The organism is Streptomyces corchorusii, from assembly GCF_001514055.1.
In the GTDB taxonomy this organism is placed as follows: Bacteria; Actinomycetota; Actinomycetes; order Streptomycetales; family Streptomycetaceae; genus Streptomyces; species Streptomyces olivaceoviridis.
In genome coordinates this window covers 221158-230808 of record NZ_KQ948365.1, presented here as the reverse complement: position 1 = coordinate 230808, position 9651 = coordinate 221158, and the positions used below count along the sequence as shown (strand labels likewise).

Annotated in this window: 10 protein-coding genes and 2 pseudogenes; 2 read left to right on the top strand and 10 right to left on the bottom strand. The window is 68.1% G+C overall.

The annotated features are described in order from the left end of the window. Positions 1 to 45 precede the first annotated feature (45 nt). Positions 46 to 621 (bottom strand): TetR/AcrR family transcriptional regulator, encoded by a 576-nt coding sequence (locus AQJ11_RS33705; protein ID WP_175252034.1) that lies wholly within the window; start codon positions 619 to 621, stop codon positions 46 to 48. A 107-nt stretch (positions 622 to 728) separates the two neighbouring features. Here AQJ11_RS33705 and AQJ11_RS33700 point away from each other — a divergent pair, with 107 nt between their 5' ends. Continuing rightward, the gene (locus AQJ11_RS33700; RefSeq protein WP_175252372.1) at positions 729 to 1649 is read left to right on the top strand and encodes a zinc-binding dehydrogenase; all 921 of its coding nucleotides are present in this window, start codon (positions 729 to 731) and stop codon (positions 1647 to 1649) included. 115 nt (positions 1650 to 1764) lie between these two features. Here the strand turns inward: AQJ11_RS33700 and AQJ11_RS33695 are convergent, their stop codons facing one another. The 3 genes and pseudogenes from AQJ11_RS33695 to AQJ11_RS33690 form a co-directional block, all read right to left on the bottom strand. Continuing rightward, positions 1765 to 2100 (bottom strand): Tn3 family transposase, encoded by a 336-nt coding sequence (locus AQJ11_RS33695; RefSeq protein ID WP_014669931.1) that lies wholly within the window; start codon positions 2098 to 2100, stop codon positions 1765 to 1767. Between the two features lie 27 nt (positions 2101 to 2127). Further along, positions 2128 to 2330, bottom strand: a pseudogene (locus AQJ11_RS52190) (SDR family NAD(P)-dependent oxidoreductase); the annotation flags it as partial. Next, on the bottom strand, positions 2317 to 3399 hold the full coding sequence (locus tag AQJ11_RS33690) for an aldo/keto reductase (protein WP_059265717.1): 1083 nt from the start codon (positions 3397 to 3399) through the stop codon (positions 2317 to 2319). The gene AQJ11_RS33690 and the pseudogene AQJ11_RS52190, both read right to left, overlap by 14 nt. Before the next feature lie 257 nt (positions 3400 to 3656). Between AQJ11_RS33690 and AQJ11_RS33685 the strand changes: the two genes are divergently transcribed. Then, positions 3657 to 4469 (top strand): AraC family transcriptional regulator, encoded by an 813-nt coding sequence (locus AQJ11_RS33685; protein WP_059265716.1) that lies wholly within the window; start codon positions 3657 to 3659, stop codon positions 4467 to 4469. A gap of 132 nt (positions 4470 to 4601) precedes the next feature. Here the strand turns inward: AQJ11_RS33685 and AQJ11_RS33680 are convergent, their stop codons facing one another. The 6 genes and pseudogenes from AQJ11_RS33680 to tsaD all read right to left on the bottom strand — a co-directional run bounded on the left by AQJ11_RS33680 (position 4602) and on the right by tsaD (position 9606). Beyond that, complete coding sequence (locus AQJ11_RS33680) at positions 4602 to 5162, bottom strand: M15 family metallopeptidase (protein ID WP_059265715.1); 561 nt, start codon at positions 5160 to 5162, stop codon at positions 4602 to 4604. Positions 5163 to 5196: 34 nt separating this feature from the next. After that, positions 5197 to 5520, bottom strand: coding sequence for a hypothetical protein (locus AQJ11_RS33675; protein ID WP_159061726.1), 324 nt, complete (start codon positions 5518 to 5520; stop codon positions 5197 to 5199). Positions 5521 to 5745: 225 nt separating this feature from the next. After that, positions 5746 to 7395 (bottom strand): allantoin permease, encoded by a 1650-nt coding sequence (locus AQJ11_RS33670; protein WP_208616678.1) that lies wholly within the window; start codon positions 7393 to 7395, stop codon positions 5746 to 5748. A 228-nt stretch (positions 7396 to 7623) separates the two neighbouring features. Further along, on the bottom strand, positions 7624 to 7956 hold the full coding sequence (locus AQJ11_RS33665; protein WP_059265713.1) for an antibiotic biosynthesis monooxygenase family protein: 333 nt from the start codon (positions 7954 to 7956) through the stop codon (positions 7624 to 7626). A 28-nt stretch (positions 7957 to 7984) separates the two neighbouring features. Then, entirely contained in the window at positions 7985 to 8557 is a 573-nt protein-coding gene (locus tag AQJ11_RS33660; RefSeq protein WP_059265712.1) for a GNAT family N-acetyltransferase, read from the bottom strand. Further along, a pseudogene (tsaD, locus tag AQJ11_RS33655) lies at positions 8557 to 9606 on the bottom strand (tRNA (adenosine(37)-N6)-threonylcarbamoyltransferase complex transferase subunit TsaD). The gene AQJ11_RS33660 and the pseudogene tsaD overlap by 1 nt, the downstream one beginning before the upstream one ends. Positions 9607 to 9651 lie beyond the last annotated feature (45 nt).

Below are 9651 nucleotides of genomic sequence, written 5' to 3'. Positions count from 1 at the left end.
ACCGATCTTGCTCATCAATCGGTCGATAGGTGGACACCCCGATGATCAGTCACGGCGGAGCAGCGCCATGGCCATCTGCTGGATGGAACGGGTGAAGCGGCGGGGGTCGTCAGGCGGCGTCATGTGGCGGATCAGGTCGCCGTCGAAGACCGCGAGTATGGCGTGGGCCAGGAAGTCGGCGTCGAGATCGGGACGTTCGTCGGCGAACAAGGTGCTGAGATGGCGGTGCCACAGCTGGTAGCTGGGATCGCGGTACTTGTCCTCAGCGCAGGCTTGCCCGTGTGCGGACAGCAAGGTGGCGTTGCCTTCGGCGATCGCACCGAGCCCATCCAGGAAGGCGAGCAGTCGCTCCGGTGCGGGCGCTCCCGGCCCCAGGGGCGGGGGTCCGTTCCCGACCGCATCGCGCAGTTCCCGGGACCTCTCCTCCAGCAGCGCCTGCAGCAGTCCGGCGCGGTTGCCGAAGCGCCGGAAGACCGTGCCTTTCCCGACTCCGGCAAGGGCGGCAACGCGGTCGAGCGACACATGGTCCCTGCCGCCTTCGTTCAAGAGTTGCTCAGTCGCGCGTAGCACCGCGCGACGGTTACGGACCGCGTCGGCGCGTTCGGCCCGCTGTTCAGTCATCGGTCATCGGTACCTCTCAGCTAGACGGACTGTCGGTCCGTATACTACCGTGCATTAACCGGACTGGTGGTCCGCATGATGCACGTCTACAGAGAGGCCTCATGGTCATGCACGCGCTCGTCGTCGATCCCGACGCTCCCGGATCCCTGCGTCTTGGGCTGGCCGCAGAACCCCAGGCAGCACCGCATCAGCTGGTGGTCGATGTCCAGCACATCTCGCTCAACCGCGGCGAGGTGGCGTTCGCGGGGCGACTTCCGGCCGGGACCGTTCACGGCTATGACGCCGCCGGTGTCGTCGTACGTGCCGCGACGGACGGCACCGGACCGTCCGTAGGAGCCAGGATCACAGCGTTCGGAGCCGGGGCGTGGGCCCAGCGGATGGCCGTGGACACCACTGCGGTGGCCGAAGTTCCCGCCCAGGTCGACCTCGCTGACGCCGCCGCGCTGCCGATGGCCGGCATCACTGCGCTACGCACGCTGCGCTCCCGCTCCATCCTGGGCCGACGAGTACTGATCACCGGCGCGGCCGGCGGCGTCGGCCGCTACGCGGTCCAGCTCGCGGCCCTGGGGGGTGCCCATGTGATCGCTTCGGTGGGATCGCCGACGCGTGCCGCCGGCTTGGCCAAGCTGGGCGCCCACCAGGTGGTGGTCGGCCTGGAAGGCATCGACCAGCCGGTGGACCTCATTCTCGACAATGTCGGCGGCCAGCAACTGGCCGCAGCTTGGGAACTCCTCGCGCCGGGCGGGGGTGTGCAGAACATCGGCTGGGCTTCCGACGAACCGGCGGTGTTCGCGCCTTACTCACTGTTCTCCGTAGGGCCATCTAAGACGATGAACACGTTCGGCGACGTCCATGAGGTCGGCCCGGACCTGGCAACCCTGCTGGAGTTTGTGGCAGCGGGGAGGCTTTCCCCAGAGGTCGACTGGCGCGGTTCCTGGGAGCGTGTCGCCGAGGCCGCTCAAGCGCTGCTGGACCGGCGAATCGCAGGCAAGGCGGTCTTGGATGTAGAGCCAGCGGCGGCCTACTGACTGACCACAACCGGGCAGCGTGCCCAAGAGGGCATGCGCCCGGCTGTTCCAATTCGAGGGTTGGCCAGTCCCGCCGGTTACGGCTGACCGTCGTGCGAGCGGTGACGGGACCGGCTCACGCGTCCATGGGCTCGTTGGCCGGCTCATCATCGCCTGCCGTACGGGGGCCAGGAACTGTGACCGCGGTGAGGTTGAGACGAGTGGCCATGTCGAGGTTCATCTCGCCGCACGGGCGGACGTGGGACCAGAACAGCGGAGTCAGGCCGCGCCGGTCGGCGGGCGTGAGGAGGTCGGACCACTCGGGTTTGGCAAGGATGTCCTGGAGCATCAGGGTGTTCACGTAGACCAGGGCTGATTGCAAAATCCGCAGGCACAGCACGAACATCTCCTGCTCGTCGCGTCGGTTCGAGGCGATCTCCCCACCCTTGCCCGACACGGCCCACGGCACCACCTCACCTCATTGTGTTAGCCGCTGTTAGACCAGGTGCATGGTCTCCTTGAGGGATTCCTCCGTGCGGCCCGAGACCGTTACCAGCGCGCGCCCTCTGCCGCGAGCGCCAGGGCCGTCGCCCGTCCGATACCGGATCCGCCCCCTGTGACGAGGGCCGTCTTGCCTGCGAACCGATGTGTCGTGGTTGTCTCTCCCCTCCGTGTGCTGGAGTGGCGGTCAGTAGCGGGCACTGCTCGCCCGCAACAGCGGGGACACCACTGACGGGATCCCGTCCACGGTGGCTCCGGCGAACTGGATCATGGGTGCCAGCATCCTGTTGTTCGCGGCCGGGAAGTTCAGTGCGGGAGCGGACACGTCATCCAGCGTGGCGCGCTGGGCCTCGGTGAGGGTCACGTCCAGGGCGTGCAGGTTGGCCTCGAACTGGTCCATGCGGCGCGCGCCGACCAGGGTGGAGGTGATCCCGGGACGGCCCCGCACCCAGGCCAGGGCCACTGCGGCGGGGCTGGCGCCCACGTCGCCGGCGACGGCGTTGAGCGCGTCGATCACGACGTAGTCGGCCTCGCTCGGGGCGCCGACCATCTGCGCACGAGTGGTGTCGACCGGGCCGGTGGTTGCGCTGGAGTACTTGCCGGACAAGAACCCGCTCTTCAGCGGCCCCCACGGCATCACGCCCATGCCCAGTGCCTGGGCCATCGGGATCAGCTCTCCTTCGGAGGTGCGTTCGAGCAGGGAGTACTCCAGTTGCAGCGCGACGATCGGGGCCCACCCGCGCAGGCGCGCGATGGTGGCTGCCTCGGCCGTCGCCCACGCCGGCACGTCGGAGAATCCGACGTAGCGGACCTTGCCGTCGCTGATCAGGTCATCCAGCGCGCGGAGGGTCTCCTCGACCGGCGTGGCCGGGTCGAAATTGTGCAGCCAGTAGATGTCGACGTAGTCGGTTTGCAGACGCCGCAGCGAGTTCTCCAGCTGTTGCACGATCGCCTTACGGCCGGCTCCGCCGCCGTTGGGGTCGTTCTCGTACAGGTTGCCGAAGAACTTGGTGCCGATCACCACCCGATCACGCAGTGCACGATGGCCGGCGAAGTAGTCGCCGATGATCTTCTCGGAGTGGCCGTTGGTGTAGATGTTGGCGGTGTCGATCGAGTTGCCGCCCCGGTCCAGGTATGTCGCGAGGATGTTCTTGGATTCCTCTGGGCTGCAACCCCAGCCGTGATCCTCGCCGAAGGTCATCGTGCCCAGTGTGAACGGGCTGAGGCGCAGTCCCGAGCGGCCAAGGGTGACGTAGGAATCGAGTGACATGCCCGAGCTCCAAGCTGATAGAGGTATGAGACGGCACGGAGGCCGTCTCCCGGTGCTCCTCTATTCGAGCCCAAAGCGTTGTGATCGCCTAGAACGATGCGTGCGGACTGTTGCACAATCCGCTCAACCTTGCCCGGATCATGTTGGCCTCGCACACAATTCCATGCTCCACTGGCGTGGTGCATCACCTGGACGAACTGCGTAACCGGATCGGACGGCTCGCCGCGGGCAGCCCACGCCCGTTGTGGATCGAGGGAATGACGGTGTTCTCGACCGAGCGCGTGACCGAACCGCTGGGCTCGGTCACCGAACCCATGATCGCTCTGGTCGTGCAGGGAGCGAAGCGCGCCGTCCTCAACGACCGCATCTTCGATTACTGGACGGGCCAGTACCTCGTCGTGACCGTCGACCTTCCCCTGACCTCACAGATCACCCACGCCTCGCCCGCCGAGCCGTTTGTCGGGTTCGGGCTTCCGTTGCAACCCGCGATCATTGCGCAATTGCTGGTGGAGGCCGGCCCCGCCGTCGTCCGCCCTCACGACGGTCCAGGCATCGCAACCAGCGACGCCGACGACAAGCTGCTCGACGCCGTCGTCCGGCTGCTGCGCCTGCTGGACGAGCCACGTGACATCCCGGTACTGGCACCCGGCGTAGGACGTGAGATCCATTGGCGACTGCTGAACGGACCCCAGGCGGCCCTGGTCAGACAGATCGGCCTGGCCGACAGCCGCACGACCCTCGTCACCCGCGCGATCCAGTGGATCAAGACCCACTACGACGAAGTGATTCGCATCGGCGACCTCGCCGACGAAGTCGGCATGAGCGTCTCCTCGCTCAACCGGCACTTCCGTGCGGTGACCGCCATGAGTCCGCTGCAGTATCAAAAACAACTCCGACTCCAAAAGGCCCGCATTCAACTCATCGCAGCGCCGCACGACGTGGCCGCGATTGGATACGCCGTCGGATACGACAGCCCGTCGCAGTTCAGCCGCGAGTACCGGCGTATGTTCGGAGCACCGCCGGGCCAGGACGCAGCACGCCTCCAAGGCGCAGCGATAACCGAGGAGTAGACGCCCGGGATACGCCGCCTCCCACCGTCGGCGCGGCGCCCACCCGCAGCGCCTCTTGGCGTGGACGACCGCTGGGGCGGAGGCCCGCACTGCGACAGCCTGACGGGGGCTACCGCGGCTCAGCCGGAACCGTCATCGGTGGACGCCGTGCAGGCTCGGTCCGTAACAGGCGCTTGCCGCTCCAGTGGCCAACGCCCAGTAGCGGTCGCCGAACGACCAATGCCACCACTCCGTCGGGTAGTTCACCAGGCCCACGGCCATCAACACGCGCACCAGGATGTCCCGGTGGGCACGCGCCTGCGCGCTGATCCCGGCGGCGTCGGTGCAGCAGGCACCGGCGCTCTCCTCTGGAGTCGCGTTCACAGGCGTACCCAGATCCAGCTCACGGCCGTCCGCATCCACGAGCGTAAGATCCACCGCCGCGCCCGCGCTGTGCGGCGCGATCTCCGGAGGCGACACGAAACGGCTCGCCGCCGACCGAATCTGCTCGTCGGTCCATCCAGGCTGCTCAGCTCGCAACCTGGCCGCGTATTCCTCGAAGTAGCGCCGCTGCAATGCCGGCGGACGATAGCCCTCGACCACCAGGAACCCCAGGCCGGCCGGCAAGTGCGCCTGTGCTTGGAGCAGACGCTCCAGCACGCCTTCCCGCAGGTAGAAGAAGGCGTCCGAGTCGTCCTGTTTCCGCGAGTCCACAAGGAGCGCCCCTCTCCGGACATCGACCAGCGGCTCACCGCACTCCGGGCAGGTCCCCGGTGTTGTGCACGCCGTGCATGGCAGTAACGGGGTTCAGCGCCGGGACGAAGGCGATGTGTGCGCAGGCCACCATCGCAACAGCGCTGCCGACCTTGTAGGCGAAGCCTTTGGCGCATTCCCGCCTGAGCCGCTTCGACGTTTTCCGGAGGTGTGCCCGCAGAGGGGCGGCAGAGCCGCGGAAGCGGTGGCCCGCCGTACGACTGGGCAGGGCGTCGGCCTGAACGGGCGACTTGGTCAGCTCGGTCGAGGCCGCCATCGGCTCGACGGGTTCGTCGGCGTTCGGGAGCGTCGGCACCACCTGGCTCGGATTGATCTGCGGCAGGAGGGACCCGGCACGTCGCGGGAGCCGCACTGCCGTTGTTCCGTGGCCGAGCGATGAAGGAGCCGAGGGCGCCGTAGCGGACACGGACGCGTGGCACGATCTCTCTGCGGCTCCGAATACAGGTGACGCTGTCTCCTCCGTGCCGCGCCACGTCATCCGTTCTGGAATTCGGCTGCCCCCACACCGCAGCCAGGCCGTCGGCTAAGCAGTGGAAGGCAGCACGTGGTCGCCGATTTTGTCAGTGCTCAGGCACAGGGAGCAGACGGCCGCGTCGTGTGTGGCGCAGGCGGTCAGGTCCGGGCGTTCGTACGGCTGTTGGCAGACGTGGCAGGCGAAGATGAGAGCGCTCGGGTTGCCGTCCGCGTCCAGCAGGGGCTCGTCTATGCCGTCGTCGGTGCGGCGGAGGTAGTACTTGCCCTTGGTGACGATCGCCATCAGCGGGGTCAGGGCGAAGGCGATGACGGCAGCGGCGACGGGGGAGTACGGCTGGAGGGTGTCGCCCAGCTGGTGGAAGTACATGGCGATCGACAGGCCGGAGGCGACGACGAAGGCCACGACGCCGACCGGGTTGACGGCGTGGAGCATGCCCCGGCGGAACTCCGGCTGGAGCGGGGAGAGTTTCAGCAGATACTTGTTGATGCCGATGTCGGTGGCGACGGTGACCACCCAGGCGATCGCGCAGTTCGAGTAGAAGCCAAGGATGCTGTTGAGGAAGCTGAACATGTCGGCTTCCATCAATGCGAGCGCAAAGCCCAGGTTGATCAGAACGAAGACCATGCGGCCGGGGTAGTGCCTGGTGACTCGGGTGAAGGAGTTCGTCCAGGCGAGAGAGCCGGAGTAGGCGTTCGTGACATTGATCTTGATCTGGCTGATGACCACCAGTGCCACGGCGAGCGGGATGACCATCCAGGAGGGCATCATCGCGTCGAAGGCGCCGCGGAACTGCTGGATGGGCTCGGTCGCGGCAGCCGGGCCGACCTTGGCGAGGATGTACACCGCGAGGAAGACGCCGATGGCCTGCTTCAGCGCGCCGAGCACCACCCAGCCGGGACCCGCCATGACCACGCCCGCCCACCAAGTGCGCTTGTTGGCCTCGGTCTTCGGTGGCATGAAGCGCAGGTAGTCGATCTGCTCGCCTATCTGGGCGATGAGTGAGAGGCAGACGCCGGCGCCGAGCAGGACCGAGGCCGTGTTGACGCCGCTGTCGCCGTCCGTGCCGGTGTAGGCGAGGAAGCGGTCGACGGTGCCGGGGTCGGTGGCGATCAGGTAGACCAGCGGGCCGACCATCAGCAGCAGCCAGATCGGGGTGGTCCACACCTGGAGCTTGCTGAGCGCCTTCATGCCGTAGATCACCAGGGGGATGACCATGAGCGTGGAGATCAGGTAGCCCAGCCACAGGGGCAGCCCCAAGCCGAGCTTGAGGCCCTGGGCCATGATCGAGCCTTCGAGGGCGAAGAAGATGAAGGTGAAGCTGGCGAAGATGACGCTGGTGAGGACCGAGCCGTAGTAACCGAAGCCTGAGCCGCGGGTGATGAGGTCGAGGTCGATGTTGTAGCGGGCGCCGTAATAGGCGAGGGGGAAACCGGTGATGAAGATGACCACGGCAGCCACCGCGATGGCAACGAGGGCGTTGCCGGTGCCGTGCGCCAGGCCGATGCCGGCACCGATGGAGAAGTCGGCCATGTAGGCGATGCCGCCGAGCGCGGTGGTCGCCACGACCATGGGGGTCCAGCGACGGTAGCTGCGGGGAGCGAAACGGAGGGTGTAGTCCTCCGACGTCTCCCTGACCGCCTGATCGGCGGCGGCCTTCGGCGCGTCTGCCGTTGGTGTCCGTGACTCGGTGGTGCTCATGTCGCGCCTCCCGATGACGCTGGTGCGGCTGCCTCTGTGGGAGGGAATGCCCCGCTTGGCGTCATCGGCAGGACGGGGGAGCCCTACGAACCTTCGTGTGTTCCGTTCGGCCGTGTACACGACTCTGATCCCACGGCCGGTCACGCTAGAAAGGGGTTGTTACCGTCGGCGCCCGCCGTCGTGAACGCGAAGTTTCCGAGAACTCACCTGTTGCCGTTCGGCGTTGGTTCAGCCCCGGTGGCTCGACGCCACTCGGAAGAGGCGGGGCTGGACGTCGCTCGCGATGGTGGCGGCCTTGTCCATGTGGACCCGTGCCTCGGGGTTGGTGAGCATTGCGCGGTAGTGCTCCTCACTCTCCCACTGGGCGTAGTTGATGACGCGTTCGCCGTCGAGGGAGGCGTGGAAGTTGGCGCAGATGAAGCCGGGTTGGTGCTTCATCGTCTCCTCGGTGGCCTGGGCGAGCAGGTCGACTAGCTCGGTCTGACGGTCCGGGGAGACGGTGAAGACGTTGATGAGCGTTGCCACGGGGCGGGTGGTGTCGATGTGTGCCGTGGTGGTCATGGCGCTGTTCCTCCGATTGCTTCGATGTCTACAGAGGCGGGGCGGCGAGGGTACGTGCCGGGTGACGGGGGCCGAGGAAGACGGCGATGCCCCTGCCTCCGGGGGAGGGGTGGGTGGCCTGTATCCAGCCCTCGCGGCGGTAGAAGGCCATGGCCCGGGAGGACCGGACCGAGGTGAGCAGCCAGGAGCGGCCTCCGGGGGCGCCCGTGGTGACCGTCTCCAGCAGTTCGGCGGCCAGTCCGGTGCCGTGGGCTGCGGGGCGGACGGCGAGTTCGTCTATCTCGCGGGCTCCGCACAGCCACTCCGTTGTGCGCTGCGGGCCCAGGCCGGCGGCGGCCTGGGGGTAGCAGCGGTCGGTGGGGAAGGGGGTCAGGGTGGTCCACGCGGTGGTGAAGCCGACGACGTCCGGCCCTGAGAGGGCGACGGCTGCGGTGAAGCCGGGGCGCTTGACGTCCTCCCTCAGGCGGCCGAGGAACGCGGTGGCCTTCCCCTCGTCCTCGTTCCAGGGCGGGGCGCGGAAGGCGTCGACGTAGACGGAGCACAGGGCATCGGAGTGCGCCAGCAGTTCCTCGCCGTGGAAGACGCGGATGCGCGTGGTCATCAGGTGGCCGCCCTTGCCGTGGCTGTGGGGTGCAGGGCCGCGTGCTCCAGTGGTGCCGATGGGTCGACGGACACGTCCAGGGGTGCCGGTTCGGCTCCGGCCTGTACGAGGAGGTCGCCGACGGCGGCGATCATCGCGCCGTTGTCCGTGCACAGGCGCAGTGGAGGCACGCGCAAGGTGAGCCCGGCGGCCCGGCACCGCTCCTCGGCCAGCGCACGCACCCGGGAGTTGGCGGCGACCCCACCGACCACGACGAGCGTGCCCACGCCGTGCTCCACGCAGGCCGCGACCGCCTTGCGGGTCAGCACGTCGGCGACCGCCTCCTGAAGGGACGCCGCCCCGTCCGCGACCGGCAACTCGGCGCCCGCGTGACTCTCGGCTCAGCGCGCCGCTGCCGTCTTCAGCCCCGAGAAGGAGAAGTCGTACGACGCGGGAAGCGGGCGGGGGAAGGGGACGGCGTGCGGATCCCCCGAGCGTGCTGCCCGGTCGATGGCGGGGCCGCCGGGGTAGGGCAGCCCGAAGACCCGGGCGACCTTGTCGAAGCACTCGCCCGCGGCGTCGTCGAGGGTGTCGCCCAAGTGGACGATGGGATCGCGGGCGAGGTCACGTACGAGGAGCAGGGAGGTGTGGCCGCCAGAGACGACCAGCACTATGCACGGGTTGGGCAGCGGGCCGTGTGCGAGGGTGTCGGCGGCGACGTGGCCGGCGAGGTGGTGGACGCCGTAGAGCGGGACGCCGAGTGCGTACGCCAGGCCCTTCGCTCCGGCCAGGCCGACCTGGAGTGCGCCGGACAGGCCCGGGCCAGTGGTCACGGCGACCGCGCCGATGTCGGTCAGCCGCAGTCCGGCCTCCTCCAGCGCGCGTTGGACCACGGGCCGGACCGCGTGGACGTGGGCCCGGGCGGCGATCTCCGGTACGACGCCGCCGTAGCGGGCGTGTTCGTCCATGCTCGACGCCACCGCGTGGCCGAGCAGCCGCCCTTCCCGGACGAGTCCGGCGCCGGTCTCGTCACAGGACGACTCGATGCCCAGCACGACGGGAGAGCCCATGCCCGCCCCTCTCTGCGAAGAGTAAGTTATTGCGAGTAGTGTGCA